Source organism: Rhodoferax sp. EU05-FHT12H12 (assembly GCF_058791215.1).
In genome coordinates this window covers 48,101-65,908 of record NZ_JBYTDI010000010.1, presented here as the reverse complement: position 1 = coordinate 65,908, position 17,808 = coordinate 48,101, and the positions used below count along the sequence as shown (strand labels likewise).

The following is a 17,808-nucleotide window of genomic DNA, read 5'->3' as shown; positions in this document are numbered from 1 at the left end:
GTCAGCGTGGTCTTGCCGTGGTCCACGTGGCCAATCGTGCCTACGTTGACGTGCGGCTTGGTACGTGTGAATTTTTCCTTACCCATATATTGCTCCGAAAAGTAATGAGTTCAAACAATCAAAATTCGCACTACCGCTATCACCAACATGCCAGCGGCAACGCTTTAAAAATGGTGCCCTTTGCGGGAATCGGACCCGCGACCTCTCCCTTACCAAGGGAGTGCTCTACCACTGAGCCAAAAGGGCAAAAGTCTGTCGCAGACAAACTTTAAAAATCTACTTCACAACCCAACAACAAACTGGGTCTTGGAGCGGGGTAGGAGAATCGAACTCCTCGCTTTAGCTTGGAAGGCTAAGGTATTACCACTATACGAACCCCGCACGGGCTCATCCAAAAACAATCAGCTCATCACTGGTGGAGAGGGCTGGATTCGAACCAGCGTACTCGTAAGAGGGCAGATTTACAGTCTGCTGCCATTAACCACTCGGCCACCTCTCCTTCGGTGAACCCCGGATTATGCCACGTTAATTTGCCTTCGTCATGAACTTGCGCACAAATTTGCAATTAAGCGCATTCATGCCGGTCGCGCCATGCCCGCGCCTGCGAGAAATGGCCACAACCGATAAAAGGAGCGGGGGGGCGCAAAGCCGACAGGGGGGAGGGGTGATTGGCCGTCAGTACCAAGTGACGGCTCGCGTCGATCAGTGCACGCTTGCTCTGGGCATGGGCGCCCCACAACATGAAAACGGCTGGCGCCGTGTCTTGCGATACCTGGCGGATCACTGCGTCCGTCAACACCTCCCAGCCCTTGCCGGCATGGCTGGCGGGCTGCCCCTCCTCCACCGTCAGGCAGGTGTTGAGCAGCAGGACGCCCTTTTCCGCCCACTTCACCAAACTGCCGCCGGGCTGCGGAAAAGCCGGGGGTGGCGTGCCGAGATCACGCTGCAATTCCTTGAAGATATTGCGCAGAGAGGGCGGAAACGCCACGCCTGGCGCCACGGAGAAGGCCAAGCCCTCGGCCTGGCCACGCCCGTGGTAGGGGTCTTGGCCCAAGATGACCACGCGCACCGAAGCTGGTGGCGTAAGCGCCAGCGCACGCAACGGCTGGGGCGGGAACACCACTGCCCCCGCGTCCAGCCGCTGTTGCAGAAACTGCAGCAAACCCTGCCCCGTCTGGCCAGCGAAAAAACCGTCTACCAAGGATTGCCAACCTGGCGCCACCGGCCACGCGGCGGAATCGGCACTTTGCAACTGGTCTGCCATGGGCTTAGCCGAACAAAGCCGCCAACGCCTCCCCGGGCTCAGGCGCCCGCATGAAGGCCTCGCCCACCAGGAAGGCGTTGATGCCAGCAGCCCCCATGCGCAGCACATCCTCACGGGTGTGGATGCCACTTTCGGTGACCAGCAGGCGGTCCGTCGGCACCATGGCTTTGAGGGCCAGCGTGGTGTCCAGCGAGACCTCGAAGGTCTTGAGGTTGCGGTTGTTGATGCCGATCAGCGGTGTCTTGAGCTGCAGGGCGCGCTCCAGCTCGGGCTGGTCGTGTACCTCCACCAGTACCGCCATGTCCAGGCCGCGGGCGATGGCCTCGAAGTCTCGCATTTGCGCGTCATCCAAGCAGGCAGCGATCAACAGGATCGCGTCAGCGCCCATGGCGCGCGATTCGTAGATTTGGTAGGCATCAACCATGAAATCCTTGCGCAGCACCGGGAGCTGGCAACTGGCGCGGGCCTGCTTGAGGTAGTCGATCTCCCCCTGGAAAAACTGCACGTCAGTGAGCACCGACAAACAGGCAGCGCCATATTCCGCGTAACTTTGGGCAATATCTGCCGGAATGAAGTCTTCGCGCAGAACGCCTTTGGACGGGCTGGCTTTTTTGACTTCGGCGATGACGGCTGGTTTGCCGGCAGCGATTTTGGCGCGCAGCGCGCCCACAAAGTCCCGCGTCAGCACGCGCGATTCGGCGTCGGCACGCACGATATCCAGCGACTTGCGCTTGCGGGCCGCAGCCACCTCCTGGTGTTTGACGGCTACGATTTTGTCCAGAATGTCGCTCATAAGGTTTCCTAGTGGGCCAGGCGGGCAGAAAGTGCCACCAAAGCGTCGAGCTTGGCTTTCGCCGCTCCTGATTCGATAGCTGTTCGCGCAAGTGCGATACCGGCTTCCATGGTATTCGCCACATTGGCTGCGTACAGCGCGGCGCCGGCGTTGAGGATCACGATGTCCTTGGCCGGGCCAGCTTGGTTGTTCAACACGCCCAGCAACATGGCACGCGAGTCCTCGGCGGTCTCCACCTTCAGCGAGCGGTTGCTGGCCATGACCATGCCAAAGTCCTCGGGATGGATCTCGTACTCGCGAATCTCCCCGTCCTTGAGCTCTCCCACCAGGGTACCGGCGCCCAGGCTCACCTCGTCCATGCCATCGCGGCCGTAGACCACCAGCGCGTGCTCGGCACCCAGGCGCTGCAGCGCGCGCACCTGGATACCCACCAGATCGGCATGGAACACCCCCATCAGGATGTTGGGCGCACCCGCCGGGTTGGTCAACGGGCCCAGGATGTTGAAGATGGTGCGCACACCCATCTCCTTGCGCACCGGTGCCACGTTTTTCATGGCCGGGTGGTGGTTGGGCGCAAACATGAAGCCAATGCCCTGCTCGGCAATGCACTGGGCGATCCGGTCGGGCTTGAGGTTGATGTTCAGGCCCAGGGCTTCCAGCACATCGGCGCTGCCGCTCTTGCTGCTCACACTGCGCCCACCGTGCTTGCTGACCTTGGCGCCCGCGGCGGCGGCCACGAACATGCTGCAGGTGGAAATGTTGAAGGTGTGCGAGCCATCACCGCCAGTGCCGACGATGTCCACCAGATGGGTTTTGTCGGCCACCTCCACCTTGGTGGAGAACTCGCGCATCACCTGCGCGGCGGCAGTGATCTCGCCGATGGTTTCTTTTTTGACGCGCAGCCCGGTGATCAGGGCGGCCATCATGACGGGCGACATTTCGCCGGACATGATCTGGCGCATCAGGTGCAGCATCTCGTCGTGAAAAATCTCGCGGTGCTCAATGGTGCGCTGCAGGGCTTCCTGCGGCGTGATCTTGGCGGTTTGGGTCATGTCCGTGTCCTTAAGCCTTGGGCGCTGCGGTCAGCGCCAGTTTGATTCCGAATCCTACAAACATTGCGCCGGCGATACGGTCCAGCCAATGCAGACCGCGTTGCACAACACCAACGCGACGCGCCATCCAGGCCGCAGTCAATGCCCAGCCGGTGTTCACGGGAATGGCATTGATATTGAATAACACCCCCAACAGTACAAATGCGAGTGCCTTGTTTTCAAAATCGTGCGCGATAAATTGCGGCACAAAGGCCAGGAAGAAAATCGCCACCTTGGGATTCAGCACATTGGTCCAAAAGCCCCCGATGAATATGCGCTTCAAGGACGCTGCCTCGGTACGCCCCGCTTGGGCTGTGGCCATGAGGCCGCCGGTGGTGGCAGCACGCGCAAACAGCATGCGCACACCGATCCACAGCAAATAAGCTGCGCCCAACCATTTCAGCACCGTGAAGGCCCAAGCCGAGGTGGCCAGTAAAGCCCCGACGCCCAAGGCCGCCGCCGCGATATGCACGAAGCAACCAGCGGTAATGCCCAGGCCAGCCACGACGCCCGCCCGCGCGCCAGACTTCAGCGCGTTGGAGACGATGTACAGGACATCTGGCCCCGGCGTCAGATTGAGCAACCACCCGGCCGCGATGAACAACAGCAATTGATCGGCAGGCAAGGCGACTCCCTCAGTACACCGCCGCGCCGCGCACCGCCGGGGCGGCAACTGCGGTAGCGGGCTGGTCAAAGAACGTCCGGATGCAGGCCAGCGCATGGTCAATGCCGGCAGCGTCCACATCCAGGTGCATCACAAAGCGCAGGCCGATGAGCCCGGTAGCCAGCACGCCCTGGGCCTTCAGGTGCGCCAGCAGGTCCGGGCCGCGACCATCGGCCACATCCACAAACACGATGTTGGTCTGGGCAGAGCGTACCGTCAGGCCGCTAACACCCTGCAGCCCCTGCGCCAGCCGCTGGGCCAGGGAGTGGTCGTCGGCCAGGCGCTCCAGGTGGTGATCCAGCGCATGGTTGGCTGCGGCCGCCAGCAGGCCCACCTGGCGCATGCCGCCACCGGCCATCTTGCGAATGCGCAGGGCGCGGGCGATGAGTTCCTTGCTGCCACAGAGCATGGAGCCAACCGGCGCGCCCAGCCCTTTGCTGAAGCAGACCGACACGCTGTCAAAGTGACCGGCAATACGCTTGGCCGAGGCCAAGGCGGATTCGCCGTCCTGGCGCGAGGCCACGGCCGCGTTGAACAGGCGCGCGCCGTCCAGGTGCACCGCCAAGCCCTTCTCGCGCGCCAGCGCGCTGGCCTGCTGCAGGTAGCTGGCGGGCATGGGGTGGCCGTTCCAGGTGTTTTCCAGGCACAGCAGACGGGTGCGGGCGAAGTGGCAGTCGTCAGGCTTGATGGCGGCGGCAATGTCAGCCAGTGCCATCTGGCCACTGGCGTCCTGCACCAGCGGCTGGGGCTGCACGCTGCCCAGCACGGCCGCACCGCCGCCCTCGTAGCGGTAGGTGTGGGCCAGCTGGCCCACGATGTACTCGTCGCCCCGACCGCAGTGCGCCAGGATGGCGCAGAGGTTGCTCTGCGTGCCCGTGGGCATGAACAGCGCCGCCTCAAAGCCCAGCAACGCGGCCAACTTCTCCTGCAGCGCATTCACCGTGGGGTCGTCGCCAAACACGTCATCACCCAGAGGGGCCGCCATCATGGCCGCGCGCATGGCGGCGGTGGGCTGCGTGACGGTGTCACTGCGCAAATCGACAATCTTGGTCATATTGGCCTCTAGCCCGCATACTCATTGCGCGAGCAGCTATCAAAACAATAGTGATGCATGGCATGCCTCACTGCAGGAAGTTCTTCAGCATGGCGTGGCCGTGCTCGGTGAGGATGCTCTCCGGGTGGAACTGCACGCCCTCCATGCGCTGCGCAAACGGCAAGCCGGTGTGGCGCACCCCCATGATCTCGCCGTCGTCCGTCCATGCGGTCACCGCCAGCTCCTTGGGGCAGCTGGCGCGTTCGATGGCCAGCGAGTGGTAGCGGTTGACCGTGAACTGCTGCGGCAGGCCAGCAAACACGCCCTCTTGCGTGGTCGTGATCACGCTGGTCTTGCCGTGCATCAGTTCCTGTGCGCGAATGATCTTGCCGCCCAGCGCAGCACCAATGCTCTGGTGGCCCAGGCAAACGCCGAGGATGGGCAGCTTGCCCATGAAGTGCTGAATGGCCGCCACCGAGATACCGGCCTCGGCCGGCGAGCAGGGTCCGGGGGAAATCACCAACCGGTCGGCCTTGCGCTCGGCAATGCCGGCTACAGTGATTTCATCGTTGCGGAACACCTCCACCTCGGCGCCCAGCTCGCCAAAGTACTGGACGATGTTGAAAGTGAAGCTGTCGTAGTTGTCGATCATCACGAGTTTCATGCTGCTGCTCCTTCCCGCAAGCGGGCGAATTCCCGGTGTTCAAAGGCGATGGATGCGTCCATCAGGGCGCGGTAGGCGGCTTCCAGCACGTCTGGCTGGCCACCCAGCTCGGTCGCCATACGGCGCACGCGGGCGGCGATGAATTCAATGCGCTCCTGGTCATGCACCTTGGTCACGTCCTGCTTGATGCGGGCGGCCTGGCTCATGTAGTGGGTGCGCTCCACCAGCAGCGCGGTGATGCGCTCATCCAGCGCGTCGATGTGGCTGCGCACTTCGGCCATGGTGTCGCAGTGTTGGGCTTGGGGACTATGGCTCATTACAGGCCCTCCTCCACCAGCTCGGCCGCGCGCAAGAGCGCACGCGCCTTGGCCTCGGTTTCTTTCCATTCCAGCTCGGGCACGCTGTCGGCCACCACACCGGCCGCAGCTTGCACGTAGAGCACCTGGTCCTTGATGATGCCGGTGCGGATGGCAATCGCCACATCCATGTCGCCCGCATAACTCAGGTAGCCACAGGCACCGCCGTAGATGCCCCGCTTGATGGGCTCCAGTTGGTCAATCACCTCCATGGCATGCACCTTGGGCGCGCCGGTCAGCGTGCCGGCCGGAAAGGTGGCCTTGAGCACGTCCATGCTGGTCATGCCGGGGTTCAGCGTGCCTTCCACATTGCTCACGATGTGCATCACGTGGCTGTAGCGCTCGACGATGAAGGCGTCCGTTACCTTGACCGAGCCGATCTGCGCGATGCGGCCAATGTCGTTACGCGCCAGGTCGATCAGCATCACGTGCTCGGCCCGCTCCTTGGGGTCGCCAATCAGCTCCACCTCGGCGGCCTTGTCCAGCTCGGGCGTGGCGCCGCGCGGGCGGGTGCCGGCCAAGGGACGAATAGTGACCTTGGTACCCGTTTTACCGTCGACAACGATTTGCTCCTGGCGCACCAGAATCTCCGGCGACGCACCCACCACGTGGAAATCGCCAAAGTTGTAGAAGTACATGTAGGGGCTGGGGTTGAGCGTGCGCAGCGCGCGGTACAGACTCAAGGGCGAGGCGGTAAAGCGCTTCTTGATGCGCTGGCCCACCTGCACCTGCATGAAGTCGCCACCGGCAATCATCTCCTTGGCGCGCACCACGGCGGCGATGTAGTCGGCCTTGGCAAAGTCGCGTTGGGCCTCGAAACTTTGCGAGGGCTTGATGTCGGGTGCGCTCACGGCCTGCGCCAGCTTGGCTTTCAGCTCGGCCAGGCGCGTCTGGCCGGCCGCATAGGCATTGGGCGTGGCCGGGTCCACATAGACCATGAGGTGCAGCTTGCCCGAGAGGTTGTCGATCACGGCCAGCTCTTCACACTGCAGCAGCAGGATGTCGGGTGTGCCGAGCTCGTCCGGCGGGCAGGTGCTTTGCAGCTTTTTCTCGATGTAGCGCACCGCGTCGTAGCCAAAGTAGCCGGCCAGGCCACCGCAAAAACGCGGCATGCCGGGCTGCAGCGCCACCTTGAAGCGCTGCTGGTACTGGGCGATGAAGTCCAGCGGGTTGGCGGTGGAGGTTTCCACCACCACCCCGTCGGTCACCACCTCGGTGCGGGCGGCGGCGCCAAAGCCACTGGCCCGCAGCAGCGTGCGCGCCGGCAGGCCAATGAAGCTGTAGCGCCCAAAACGTTCGCCGCCCACCACCGACTCCAGCAAAAAGCTGTGGGCCGCGGGTTCGGTAGCGCCATCTGCACGGGCCAGCTTCAGGTACAGGGACAGCGGGGTTTCCAGGTCGGCAAAGGCCTGGGTGCTCAGGGGGATGCGGTTGTAGCCTTGCGCACGCAGGGCCAGAAATTCGGATTCAGTCATCGGGGGCAGCGCCTCTCAAACAATCTATTCACGGGTGCTTGCGGCAACACGCCGCAAGAGCAAAAAAGTGCGCGCAATAGATCGGAGGGAATTCCGTGCCACTTGACCGCGCAAAGCTCAGGAACCGTGCGCGTTGGCCGCACTGGATGGCGGCCGGCAGGTGTTAGAGCCCAGGCACAACAGACGAGGTACGCCAGGGCCAGGCTCCCCGGTCGCTAAGACCCATTCTGCTGATGTGGTGGATAAACATACGTACCAGTGTAGCAAACCCCATAGCCCCGCCGCAGGCCCGCCAAATTCACGTCACCCGCAGAAACCCTGATGTACATTGGCAGTGGACGTTGCAAAATCTGGTTACACAAAAAAGAACGGTCGTTCTATTAAGGATTTTCCCCATGACACTCACGCGTTTCTTTGCCGCCGCACTGACCACTGCCCTGCTCGTCACCCCGTTGGCGCAAGCAGCCACCCAGGAAATTCATGGCGTGAAGGTGGAAGACAGCGCCATGGTCGGCGGCAACAAGCTGCAACTCAACGGCGCTGGCACACGCTACAAGGGTCCGTTCAAGGTCTATGTGGGCGACCTGTACACCAGCAAAAAGGTCAATTCCCTGGACGAACTGATGGCGGCCCCCGGCCCCAAACGGCTGACCATGACCTTTCTGCGCGAAATTGAAGCGGGCCCCTTTGGCAAGCTGCTGACCCGCGGCGTGGAAGACAACGTGCCCAAGAACGAAATGTCCAAGCTGATCCCAGGCCTGCTGCGTATGGGCGACATCTTCACCGTCAACAAGGTGCTGTTGCCAGGCGACGTGATCACGCTGGACTGGATTCCCGGCACCGGCATGGTGGTGACCGCCAAGGGCAAGGTGCAGGGTGAGCCCTTCAAGGAACCTGAGTTTTACAAAGCCATCATGTCCATCTGGTTTGGCCCGGTCCCCGCCGACTTCAAACTCAAGGACGCGCTGCTGGGCCAAAAGTAGGCGGCCAAGCCTCTCTCCCAAAGGCCTGCAGGGTGCGCTCTGCAGGCCTTTTTTGTTTTTTTGCGCACACCTCCGTCATCCGGGGGATGACAAGCCCCAGCCCAGCCTGTAGTCTGGGCACCGAGACAGCTTTCTGACAGTCACACCACCTGGAGATTGCGCGATGAAACTCAGCCTGAAATTGCCCCTGGCATTTGCGATCGCCCTCGCCTTGCTATTTGTGGGGGGCATGTTTGGTATCAGCACCCTGAACAGCGCGGTAGGCACCTACCAACACGACGTGTTAGGCCATGTAGCCGCCAATAAAAAAGCGGCGGACATTGCAGGCAATTTTTCAACGGCCATCCAGGAATGGAAAAACGTGCTCTTGCGCGGCAAAGAGCCCAAAGACCTGGAGCGCTACTGGACCGCCCACCAAAAGGAAATGGCTGCAGTGGCCAAAGGTTTGGAAGAGCTCAACAGCATGCTGGAGCCCGGCCCCGCCAAAGACACGGCGACCAAGCTCACCACCGCCATGCAGTCCGCGGCCCAAGGTTATGAGGCGGCCCTTCAGGCCTACAAAGCGGCCGACGCCGATTACGCCGCAGGCGACAAGGCCGCACGTGGCAAGGACCGCGATGCCGTGGCCTTTTTGATTGCGCTGCGCAAGCAACTCTCGGAACAGGAGCAGGCCGCCTCTGAAGGTGCCAGCGCCGTAGCGGCCCGCGGCAGCCAATTGGCCTACGGCGTGATGGTGCTGGTTACCTTGGCCGGGCTGGCGGGCAGCATCTTGCTGAGTCGGCAAATTGTGCGGCCGCTGAACGACGCGGTGACCGTGGCCGACCGCGTGGCCGGCGGCGACCTGACGGCCCAGTTGCACACGCAGGGGCGCGACGAAGTGGCAGCCCTGATGCGATCACTCCAATCCATGCAAAACAGTCTGTCCACCCTGGTGATCAAGGTGCGTGAGGGCTCGCACGGTGTGGCCTTGGCCAGCGCCGAAATTGCCCAAGGCAACCACGACCTCTCGGCACGCACCGAGCAGCAGGCCAGCGCACTGGAAGAAGCCGCCGCCAGCATGGAAGAACTGGGCTCCGCGGTGAGCCACAGTGCCGACAACGCGCGCCAGGCCAGCCAGATGGCGGCCAGCGCCTCCACCGTGGCGCAGCAAGGCGGCGAGGTGGTGGCCCAGGTGGTGCACACCATGAAGGACATCAACGAATCCTCCAACCGCATTGCCGAAATCATCAGCGTGATCGACGGCATTGCGTTTCAAACCAACATCCTGGCCCTCAACGCAGCAGTGGAAGCCGCGCGCGCTGGCGAACAGGGCCGCGGCTTTGCCGTAGTGGCCAGCGAGGTGCGGGCCCTGGCCGGACGCAGTGCCGATGCCGCCAAGGAGATCAAAACCCTGATTGGCGCCAGCGTGGCGCGCGTGGAGCAAGGCACCTCCCTGGTGGACCGTGCCGGCAGCACCATGGGGGAAGTGGTCAGTGCCATCCGCCGTGTGACCGATATGGTGGGGGAAATCAGTGCCGCCAGCACCGAACAGAACACCGGTGTGGCCCAGGTCAGCGAAGCCGTGACCCAAATCGACCAGGCCACCCAGCAAAACGCAGCCCTGGTGGAGCAGATGGCAGCGGCAGCCAGCGGGCTCAAACAGCAGGCGCAGGACCTGGTGTCGCTGGTGGCGGTCTTCAAGGTGGACACCAGCGGCCCGCCCCTGCTGCCTGCCTGAGCGGCCGTACAGCCGCTGTGCGGGCCTCAGTCCGCCCAGCGCAAAGTATCCAGCGCGTCGGTATAGGCGTCGGCATCCACCGAACGAATGGGCTCGCCGTGGTTGTATCCATAGCTCACCAGCAGCACCGGGCAGCCGGCGGCCCGTGCGGCCTGGGCGTCGTTGCTGGAGTCGCCCACCATCAGCGTACGCGCGGGCTGGGTGCCCAGCAGGCTGCAGGCGTGCAGCAGCGGCATGGGGTCGGGCTTCTTGCGGGCCACGGCGTCGCCCCCCACCACGTGCAGGAAGAAGCCGTCCAGCCCCTTGTGCTGCAACAGGGTGCGAGCAAAGGCGGTGGGCTTGTTGGTCACACACACCAGGCGCAGGCCCGCGGCCTGCCACTGCTGCAGGCCCTGCAGCGCGCCGGGGTAGACGGCGGAGTAGGCTCCGTTGATGGCCTGGTAGTGCACCTGGTAGCGGGCCCACGCCCGCTCGTACAACGCTACTGAATTAATAGCTGCTTGCGCAGCATCCACGTGGCCTAGAAGGCTTTTTATCAAGTTTTCCGAACCTTTGCCGACCATGCGCTCCACCAGGGCGGGGGTGACGCTGAAGTCGGAAAAAGGCGGCGGCAGGTCGTGCAGCATGCGCTGCAGGGCCTCGACAAAATCGCCCAGGGTGTCCACCAGGGTACCGTCCAGGTCCACGATGGCGGCATCGAACTGGCGCAGGGGCCAGGGCATCAGAGTCACGGGAATGTCCTTTTCTTCTAGGTGGGCGCTGGGGGAGGAACACCACCGGCCTGCACCCAGGCCACCAGGGCCTGGGCGTCCATGGGCCGGCTGAACCAGTAGCCCTGGCCGCGTTCGCAGCCCATGGCCAGCATCAGGGCCGCCTGCTCGGGTGTCTCGATGCCCTCGGCCACGGTGCCCAGCCCCAGCGCACGGGCCATGCGCAAAGTGGCATCAATCAGCACCCGGTGGTACTCGCTCTGGCCCGCCTGGCTGACAAAGGAGCGGTCCATCTTCACGGTATCCACCGGCAACTCGTGCAGGCAGGACAGCGAGGAGTAGCCGGTGCCAAAGTCGTCCAGCGACAAGCCCACGCCCAGCGCGCGGATCTCGCGCAGCGTCTGCTGCACTGCCTGGTCCTGCGCGGCCAGGCTCTCGGTCACCTCCAGCACCAGCTGCTGGGGCGACATGTTGTGGGCACGCACCGCCTCCAGAATGTCCGCCACCAACCGGGGCTGGCGCAGCTGCGCGCGCGACAGGTTGACGGCCACGCTCGGCGGCGCTTGCGGCCCCAGCTGTTGTTGCAACTGCTCAAAGGTGCTGCACGCACGCTGCAGCACAAACTGCCCCACCGCATCAATCAGGCCACAGGCCTCCGCCAAGGGGATGAAATCGACGGGCGACACCAGGCCGCGCTGCGGGTGCTGCCAGCGCACCAGCGCCTCCACCCCCAGCAAGGCGTGGCTGCCCAGTTGCACCACGGGTTGGTAGACCACAAACATCTGTCCCAGCGCAAGCGCCTGGCGCAGGTCGTTCTCCAGCGAGACCGAGGCGTTTACACGCTGGCGCATGGCCGGGTCAAACATGGCGTAGCGGGCACGGCCACTGCGCTTGGCTTCGTACATGGCAATGTCGGCATCGCGCAGCACGCTGTCGGCGTCCGGCTCGGCGTGGGTGCTGGTGACAATGCCAATGCTCACCGTGGAACTGATGCGGTGCCCTTCTACCTGGTAGGGTGCAGCCAGCACATCAAGCAAGCGGCCAGCCACAATCTCGGCATCCAGGTCACCGCGAATATCGTCCAGCAGCACCACAAACTCATCACCGCCAATGCGGGCGGCCATCTGGGCAAAGTCGCTGGTGTGCACCAGGCTGTCGCCGGGGCGCAGACTGTCTTGCAGCCGGCGTGCAATCAGGCGCAGCAGCCCGTCTCCCACCGTGTGGCCCAGGGTGTCGTTGACCTGCTTGAAGCGGTCAAAGTCCATGAACAGCACCGCAAAGTTATAGCCCGGCTGCGCCTGGTGCCGGTCAATGGCCTGGCGGATTTTCTCCAGCACCACGGCCCGGTTGGGCAGTTGGGTCAGGTCGTCGGTGCGGGCTGCCACACGCAACTGCTGCTCCATCGCCTTCTGGGCATTCACATCCATCGCCACACCGGCCATGCGCAGGGCACGGCCCTGCACATCGCGGTCGGCCACATTGCCGGTGAACAGCATCCAGACCCAGCGCCCGGCGCGGTGCCGTGCCCGCACAGAGAGCCGGTGCGGCGTGTCCGGGTCGCGCAGGTGGTGGCGCAGCGACTCCTGCCAATGCGCCTGGTCATCCGGGTGGATCAACGCGAACCAACTGGCGGCGGCCATGTCCAACTCGCCTGGCATATAGCCCAGAGTGGCCAGAAGGCGGTCATTGCAGTGGATGGTGTCCGCCACCATGTCCCAGTGCCAGATACCCAGGCCCGCACCGTCCACCGCCAGGCGCAGCACCTGTTGCTGGGCGCGCACCTCGGTCATGTCGGTGGCCACCAGGACCCAGCCATTCAGGGCGCCGTCCTCGTCGCTGATGGGCTGCATGTCCACCAGCACCCAGCCCAGTTCGGCCGTGCGGGTGGCAATGCGGATCTCGCGCTTGATGCCCTGGTTCTGGCGCAAGGCTGCATAAAACTCGGCAAACCGCGCGGGGTCTGCGCTGCGTGCCTTCAACAGGGTGCCAATGCGCCGACCCTGGGCCTTGGCCTGGGTGTAACTGGTCAATCGGCTGAACGCCTCATTGACCCAGACGACCCGGTGTGCCCCGTCCGTAATGGCGATCGCATTCGAGCTGAGTTCGGCCACCAGCGCGAGTCGTTTCAAGTGGTCGGCTTGGCGGGCGAAGGTCTCATATTGGCGGCGCACCGCTCTGGCCGTGGGCTCCACCACCGCGAAAGCCAGGACACCGCCCAAGACAAGGATGCCCCCCAGGACCACCCAAATGGTGAACAACACGCGGCGGCTGCGCTTCAATATGTCGGCGCCACTCTCCTGCACCAATGCGTGGGCTGACGACTCAGCGAGCGCGATGGCGTCTTGTGCGTGTTGTAGCCGGCTGGCTGGCAACGCGCCGTTGACCGCCTGCCCGACCTGCGGGAGAGGCTCCAGGCTGCCCCACATGCCGTCGCGGTCACCTTGCCAAGCCTGCAAAGCGGCCAACACCTCGGGGGCTACAAACGGCTCACGCTCGACCTGTTGTTGCATCAACCCATCGAGGCGTGCGGCTTCATTGCGGGAGAGCAGCAACACCGTCGCCAGCTCATCAGTCATCGTGCGGGATGTGCCCGGCTGTTGCTGCAGTTGCGATGTCAACACTCCCAGGCGCTGGGTCAAGACCCGTTGTTCACCAATTGACTGGAGAATTTCGATATCCAGCTGGCGAATATCTTGCCAGTGCTGGGACAACCAAGCCCGCATGCCGCCCAGAGCCACCAGAAGCAACAACACGCCGTACATGGCCAATCGCACCCGCACGTGTGCATTGCGGCCATCCACACCAGATGCAGCGAACAAGTCGCCCAGAAACTTGGCCCTTGGCGGCTTCACAACCGCAATGTTCACTGCGTCTGGCACCATGCGCGTCTTAGGCCGACAGCGCCAGGCGCATGGCGTCAATCACGCCCTTGTAGTCTGGCTTGCCAAAGATGGCGCTGCCCGCCACAAAGGTGTCCGCTCCGGCATCGGCCACACGGCGGATGTTGTCGGTCTTGATGCCGCCGTCCACCTCCAGGCGGATGTCTTTGCCCGAAGCATCAATGCGCTTGCGCACGTCTTCGATCTTGCGCAGCGCCGAGTCAATGAAGCTCTGGCCGCCAAAGCCCGGGTTCACGCTCATGATCAAAATCAGGTCGATGTCTTCGATCACCCAGTCCAGCACATCCAGCGGTTCGGCCGGGTTGAACACCAGGCCGGCCTTCACGCCCTTGCTCTTGATGGCCTGGATGCTGCGGTGCACATGGCCCGAAGCGTCTGGGTGGAAGCTGATGTAATCGGCTCCCGCCTCGGCAAAGCTGGCGGCCAGGGCGTCCACGGGCGAGATCATCAGGTGCACGTCAATCGGCACCGCCACGCCGGCCGCCGTCTTGGCATGCGGCTTGAGGGCACTGCAAATCATGGGGCCGAAGGTCAGGTTGGGCACGTAATGGTTGTCCATCACGTCGAAATGGATCCAGTCCGAGCCCGCGTCAATGACGTTTTTGACCTCTTCCCCGAGGCGGGCGAAGTCGGCGGACAGGATGGAGGGGGCGATGCGGTACGTCATGGCAGGGGCTTGGGAAGGGTGTTGACAGGGCCTTTATTTTCGCAGGTAGCATTGGCCCATGGCCAAATACGAATTTCTGGTGGAAGTTGCACCCCAGTACCTCCCCGACCAATCTGCACCTGCCGATGACATGTACGTGTTTGCGTACACCATCACCATCACCAACACAGGCGATGTGACGGCGCAGCTGATTTCGCGCACCTGGAACGTCAACGACGCCAATGGCCACACCGAAAAGGTCAAGGGCCTGGGTGTGGTGGGCCAGCAGCCGCTGCTCAAACCCGGCCAGTCGTTTGAATACACCAGCGGCACCCGCCTGCGCACCCCCACCGGCACCATGCACGGCAGCTTTTTTTGCGTGGCCGAGGATGGTGAGAAGTTCGACGCCGACATTCCCATGTTTGTGCTGGACGCCTTGAGTGACGCGGGTGGCTCCCGCACCTTGCACTGATGGCCGCACCCGCTGTGCCCAGCGATATTTCCACCCTGCTGGAGACGCTGAACCCCGAGGCCGGGCTGGTCGAGCGCCATGTCTGGCTTATCCGCCTGCTGGAATGGATACGCGGCGACAACGGCGCCCCCGAGGCCGCCGTGGCCCGGGTGGACCTGCTGCTGGATGTGCTGGACGCCCGCCCCGCCACGGCCGAGAAGCTGCAGGCCTGGTGGCGCGCCCTGCTGCACACGGTAGACGGCAGTACGCTGCTCTCGGACTACGGTTTTGGTTCGCGCAATGCCTTTGTCAGCGAGCTGGTGGACCGCCTGCACTACAAGCTGCTACCGGCCACGCCCGAGACGTCCGACGCCTCCGAGCTGTTTGGCCTGGTACTGGACGATGCGCTGGACGCCCAGTGGCTGGCCGCTTTGCCCACCCCCACCCTGCAGCGCCTGGCCCTGCTGCTGAGCACACCGGCCGTAGGCCACAACGCCCTCCTGCACCCCGGGCTCACCCACTGGCACAGCACCCTGCTGGACGCCATGACTTTTTGCACCAGCCAGATTCGCGCGGCCGGTTTCTCGCCAGAAATCCGCCTGCGCATGAGCAGCCCCGCCCAGGACGCCAGCCCGTTCCACACCTTGGCAGCCGACCTGGACGCCGTGTGCGAAGCCTGGATGGCCGGGCACGACACCCAGGCCGCGGTGCTGCGCTTTCGGACCCAGCTGGACGCCTGCCGCCACGCCGCCTCGTCCGTCTACACCCACCTCGATGCCCATGGCATTTCGGTGGACCTGGTCTTCCGCCTGCGCCAGCTGCGCGAACGCGTGTTGCGCGTGCGTGCGCTGCTGGACTGCCTGCTGGACGACGACAGCCACCGCGCCAGCGCACGCCTGCTCTCCCACCTGGCCAGCGTGAGCCAGGAACAGCGCAGCATTGGCGCACTGGTGGCATCCAACTCTTCACTCCTGGCGGCCAAGGTGGCCGAGCGCAGCTCGGAGACTGGCGAGCACTACATCACCCGCACCCGCGCCGAGTACCGCGAGATGCTGGCCAATGCTGCAGGTGGTGGCGCCCTCACGGCGCTAACCACCGCCATGAAGTTCGGCATCATGGCGGTGGGCCTGTCGGCCTTCTGGGGCGGCTTCTGGGCGGGTGTGTCGTATGCGCTGAGCTTCGTGCTCATCCAGCTGCTGCACTTCACCCTGGCCACCAAGCAGCCCGCCATGACGGCCCCGGCCATGGCGGCCAAGCTCAAGGACATTGCCGATGCGCAGGCACTGGGCGCCTTTGTGGACGAAGTAACCCACCTGGTGCGCTCGCAAGTGGCGGCGGTGCTGGGCAACGTGGCGGTGGTGTTCCCGGTGGCCATCGCGCTGTCGGCCGCCATGGCGCTGACGCTGGGCGCCCCCATGATTACCGAGGACCGTGCCCACTACGTGCTGCACTCGCTCACGCTGATGGGCCCGTCGCTGCTGTTTGCCGCCTTTACCGGTGTGCTGCTGTTCTCCAGCAGCATCATTGCCGGCTGGACGGAGAACTGGTTTGTCCTGCACCGGCTGGACTCGGCCATCCGCTACAACCCGCGCATCACCGCCTGGCTGGGCATGGCACGGGCCGACCGCTGGGCGCAGTTCATGCGGCGCAACATCTCCGGCCTGGCGGCCAATATTTCGCTGGGCTTCATGCTCGGCCTGGTGCCGCCCATTCTGGCCTTTCTGGGCCCGGCGCTTGATGTGCGCCACGTCACCTTGTCGGCCGGGCAACTGGGCGCTGCCTGCGCCGCCCTGGGCTGGGAGGTGGTGAAGAACCCCGCGCTGTGGTGGGCCGTGGCCAGCATTCCGTTCATCGGCATGCTCAACGTCGGCGTGAGCTTTTACCTGGCCTTCCGCGTGGCGCTGCAGGCGCACAACGTCTCGGGCGTGGGGCGCTCGCGCATCCAAGGCGCCATCTGGGCGCGCCTACGCCAGGCGCCACTGAGCTTCTTCTGGCCCGCACGCGACAGCGGGGCCTGACGCACTGTGGCCGGGCTGGGCGAATTTGCGCTGATTGCGCGCTACTTCCAGCGCCCCGGACGGGCCCTGGACGCTGGCGTGGCGCTGGGTGTGGGCGACGATTGCGCCCTCCTGCAGCCCACCCCGGGCACGCAGTGGGCGGTGAGCAGCGACATGCTGGTCAGCGGCCGCCACTTCTTTCCCGACGTAGACCCGCGCACCCTGGGCCACAAGGCGCTGGCCGTGAACCTGAGTGACCTGGCCGCCTGCGGCGCGCGGCCACGCGCCTTCACGCTGGCGCTGGCCTTGCCGGAGGCCCGGGCCGAGTGGCTGCAACCCTTCTCGGAAGGCCTGTTGGCGCTGGCCGACGCACACGGCTGCGCGCTGATTGGTGGCGACACCACGCGCGGCCCGCTCAACATCTGCATCACCGTGATGGGCGAGGTGCCCCCGGGCCAGGCCCTGCTGCGCAGCGGCGCCCAGCTGGGTGACGATGTGTACGTGAGCGGCACGCTGGGCGACGCCGCGCTGGCGCTGCAGTGCCTGCAAGGCAAACTCCAACTGCCGCCCGCCGTGCTGGCCCAGGCCCGCCAGCGGCTGGAGCAACCCACACCGCGCGTGGCCCTGGGCCTGGCGCTGCGCGGCGTGGCCAGCGCCGCGGCCGACGTGAGCGATGGCCTGCTGGGCGACCTCGGCCACATCCTGACCCAGAGCAGCCTGGGCGCCACGGTGGATGCAAATATTGCTATTGAATTGATAGCTGCTCGCGTATATTCCACGGTGGCTACAGGCACATTTGATACCAAAATACCGGCTGCACTGGCTTTGCAGTGCGTGCTGGCCGGTGGTGACGACTACGAGCTGGTGTTCACCGCGCCCCCCGCGCAGGCCGCTGCCGTGCAGGCCGCGGCACAGGCCAGCGGCACACTGGTCACCCGCATTGGCCGCACCGAGGCCATGGCCGGCGTGCGTGTGGTGGACGGCAGCGGCACACCGTTGCCCGGCCCTTGGGCCAGCTTTGACCACTTTGCCAGCCAACCCACCTAAACCCGGCCTTCGCCGCT

Annotated in this window: 17 protein-coding genes and 3 tRNA genes; 5 read left to right on the top strand and 15 right to left on the bottom strand. The window is 64.3% G+C overall.

The genetic code is table 11. From position 1 onward, the window contains the following. The 12 genes from AC3WS7_RS18390 to trpE form a co-directional block, all read right to left on the bottom strand. On the bottom strand, positions 1–86 hold an 86-nt coding region (locus AC3WS7_RS18390; protein ID WP_492657168.1), incomplete at its 3' end, for a GTP-binding protein. A gap of 85 nt (positions 87–171) precedes the next feature. Then, positions 172–246 (bottom strand) — tRNA-Thr (locus AC3WS7_RS18385). Positions 247–307: 61 nt separating this feature from the next. After that, positions 308–381 (bottom strand) — tRNA-Gly (locus AC3WS7_RS18380). Between the two features lie 32 nt (positions 382–413). Continuing rightward, a tRNA-Tyr gene (locus tag AC3WS7_RS18375) sits at positions 414–499 on the bottom strand. Positions 500–565: 66 nt separating this feature from the next. Beyond that, positions 566–1,264, bottom strand: a complete 699-nt coding sequence (locus tag AC3WS7_RS18370; RefSeq protein WP_296468595.1) for a uracil-DNA glycosylase — start codon at positions 1,262–1,264, stop codon at positions 566–568. 4 nt (positions 1,265–1,268) lie between these two features. Beyond that, positions 1,269–2,057 carry an indole-3-glycerol phosphate synthase TrpC gene (gene trpC, locus AC3WS7_RS18365; protein WP_492657350.1) on the bottom strand — a complete coding sequence of 263 codons (789 nt, stop codon included), beginning with the start codon at positions 2,055–2,057 and terminating at the stop codon, positions 1,269–1,271. A gap of 8 nt (positions 2,058–2,065) precedes the next feature. Next, complete coding sequence (trpD, locus tag AC3WS7_RS18360) at positions 2,066–3,109, bottom strand: anthranilate phosphoribosyltransferase (RefSeq protein WP_492657349.1); 1,044 nt, start codon at positions 3,107–3,109, stop codon at positions 2,066–2,068. Positions 3,110–3,119: 10 nt separating this feature from the next. Beyond that, entirely contained in the window at positions 3,120–3,758 is a 639-nt protein-coding gene (locus AC3WS7_RS18355) for a LysE family translocator (protein ID WP_492657348.1), read from the bottom strand. Positions 3,759–3,783: 25 nt separating this feature from the next. Then, positions 3,784–4,866, bottom strand: coding sequence for a low-specificity L-threonine aldolase (ltaE, locus tag AC3WS7_RS18350; RefSeq protein WP_492657347.1), 1,083 nt, complete (start codon positions 4,864–4,866; stop codon positions 3,784–3,786). A 67-nt stretch (positions 4,867–4,933) separates the two neighbouring features. After that, positions 4,934–5,509, bottom strand: a complete 576-nt coding sequence (locus AC3WS7_RS18345; protein ID WP_296468605.1) for an anthranilate synthase component II — start codon at positions 5,507–5,509, stop codon at positions 4,934–4,936. Then, positions 5,506–5,826, bottom strand: coding sequence for a chorismate mutase (locus AC3WS7_RS18340; protein WP_492657346.1), 321 nt, complete (start codon positions 5,824–5,826; stop codon positions 5,506–5,508). Before AC3WS7_RS18340 ends, AC3WS7_RS18345 begins: the two co-directional genes overlap by 4 nt. Further along, positions 5,826–7,340: an anthranilate synthase component I gene (trpE, locus tag AC3WS7_RS18335; RefSeq protein WP_492657345.1), complete on the bottom strand. Its 1,515-nt coding sequence runs from the start codon at positions 7,338–7,340 to the stop codon at positions 5,826–5,828. Before trpE ends, AC3WS7_RS18340 begins: the two co-directional genes overlap by 1 nt. A gap of 395 nt (positions 7,341–7,735) precedes the next feature. Between trpE and AC3WS7_RS18330 the strand changes: the two genes are divergently transcribed. Both AC3WS7_RS18330 and AC3WS7_RS18325 read left to right on the top strand, forming a co-directional pair. Further along, positions 7,736–8,323 carry a chalcone isomerase family protein gene (locus AC3WS7_RS18330; RefSeq protein ID WP_296468611.1) on the top strand — a complete coding sequence of 196 codons (588 nt, stop codon included), beginning with the start codon at positions 7,736–7,738 and terminating at the stop codon, positions 8,321–8,323. Positions 8,324–8,486: 163 nt separating this feature from the next. After that, positions 8,487–10,040: a methyl-accepting chemotaxis protein gene (locus AC3WS7_RS18325; RefSeq protein WP_492657344.1), complete on the top strand. Its 1,554-nt coding sequence runs from the start codon at positions 8,487–8,489 to the stop codon at positions 10,038–10,040. Positions 10,041–10,066: 26 nt separating this feature from the next. Here the strand turns inward: AC3WS7_RS18325 and gph are convergent, their stop codons facing one another. The 3 genes from gph to rpe are packed head-to-tail and all read right to left on the bottom strand — an operon-like array spanning position 10,067 to position 14,317. After that, positions 10,067–10,762, bottom strand: a complete 696-nt coding sequence (gene gph, locus AC3WS7_RS18320; RefSeq protein WP_492657354.1) for a phosphoglycolate phosphatase — start codon at positions 10,760–10,762, stop codon at positions 10,067–10,069. A 26-nt stretch (positions 10,763–10,788) separates the two neighbouring features. After that, positions 10,789–13,632, bottom strand: a complete 2,844-nt coding sequence (locus AC3WS7_RS18315; protein ID WP_492657343.1) for a putative bifunctional diguanylate cyclase/phosphodiesterase — start codon at positions 13,630–13,632, stop codon at positions 10,789–10,791. A gap of 7 nt (positions 13,633–13,639) precedes the next feature. Next, a complete protein-coding gene (gene rpe, locus AC3WS7_RS18310; RefSeq protein WP_296468616.1) occupies positions 13,640–14,317 on the bottom strand; it encodes a ribulose-phosphate 3-epimerase in 678 nt (225 codons plus the stop codon). Between the two features lie 58 nt (positions 14,318–14,375). Here rpe and apaG point away from each other — a divergent pair, with 58 nt between their 5' ends. The 3 genes from apaG to thiL are packed head-to-tail and all read left to right on the top strand — an operon-like array spanning position 14,376 to position 17,791. Further along, a complete protein-coding gene (gene apaG, locus AC3WS7_RS18305; RefSeq protein ID WP_105261549.1) occupies positions 14,376–14,768 on the top strand; it encodes a Co2+/Mg2+ efflux protein ApaG in 393 nt (130 codons plus the stop codon). Beyond that, positions 14,768–16,765 carry a site-specific recombinase gene (locus AC3WS7_RS18300; RefSeq protein WP_492657342.1) on the top strand — a complete coding sequence of 666 codons (1,998 nt, stop codon included), beginning with the start codon at positions 14,768–14,770 and terminating at the stop codon, positions 16,763–16,765. Before apaG ends, AC3WS7_RS18300 begins: the two co-directional genes overlap by 1 nt. A 15-nt stretch (positions 16,766–16,780) precedes the next feature. Further along, on the top strand, positions 16,781–17,791 hold the full coding sequence (gene thiL / locus AC3WS7_RS18295; protein ID WP_492657353.1) for a thiamine-phosphate kinase: 1,011 nt from the start codon (positions 16,781–16,783) through the stop codon (positions 17,789–17,791). The last annotated feature ends 17 nt before the right edge of the window (positions 17,792–17,808 follow it).

Bases quoted from the DNA above. Each gene is read 5' to 3' on its own strand.
- AC3WS7_RS18370 (WP_296468595.1), bottom strand. From the start codon at position 1,264: ATGGCAGACCAGTTGCAAAGTGCCGATTCCGCCGCGTGGCCGGTGGCG.
- trpC (WP_492657350.1), bottom strand. From the start codon at position 2,057: ATGAGCGACATTCTGGACAAAATCGTAGCCGTCAAACACCAGGAGGTG.
- trpD (WP_492657349.1), bottom strand. From the start codon at position 3,109: ATGACCCAAACCGCCAAGATCACGCCGCAGGAAGCCCTGCAGCGCACC.
- ltaE (WP_492657347.1), bottom strand. From the start codon at position 4,866: ATGACCAAGATTGTCGATTTGCGCAGTGACACCGTCACGCAGCCCACC.
- AC3WS7_RS18345 (WP_296468605.1), bottom strand. From the start codon at position 5,509: ATGAAACTCGTGATGATCGACAACTACGACAGCTTCACTTTCAACATC.
- AC3WS7_RS18340 (WP_492657346.1), bottom strand. From the start codon at position 5,826: ATGAGCCATAGTCCCCAAGCCCAACACTGCGACACCATGGCCGAAGTG.
- trpE (WP_492657345.1), bottom strand. From the start codon at position 7,340: ATGACTGAATCCGAATTTCTGGCCCTGCGTGCGCAAGGCTACAACCGC.
- AC3WS7_RS18330 (WP_296468611.1), top strand. From the start codon at position 7,736: ATGACACTCACGCGTTTCTTTGCCGCCGCACTGACCACTGCCCTGCTC.
- AC3WS7_RS18325 (WP_492657344.1), top strand. From the start codon at position 8,487: ATGAAACTCAGCCTGAAATTGCCCCTGGCATTTGCGATCGCCCTCGCC.
- gph (WP_492657354.1), bottom strand. From the start codon at position 10,762: ATGCCCTGGCCCCTGCGCCAGTTCGATGCCGCCATCGTGGACCTGGAC.
- AC3WS7_RS18315 (WP_492657343.1), bottom strand. From the start codon at position 13,632: ATGGTGCCAGACGCAGTGAACATTGCGGTTGTGAAGCCGCCAAGGGCC.
- rpe (WP_296468616.1), bottom strand. From the start codon at position 14,317: ATGACGTACCGCATCGCCCCCTCCATCCTGTCCGCCGACTTCGCCCGC.
- apaG (WP_105261549.1), top strand. From the start codon at position 14,376: ATGGCCAAATACGAATTTCTGGTGGAAGTTGCACCCCAGTACCTCCCC.
- AC3WS7_RS18300 (WP_492657342.1), top strand. From the start codon at position 14,768: ATGGCCGCACCCGCTGTGCCCAGCGATATTTCCACCCTGCTGGAGACG.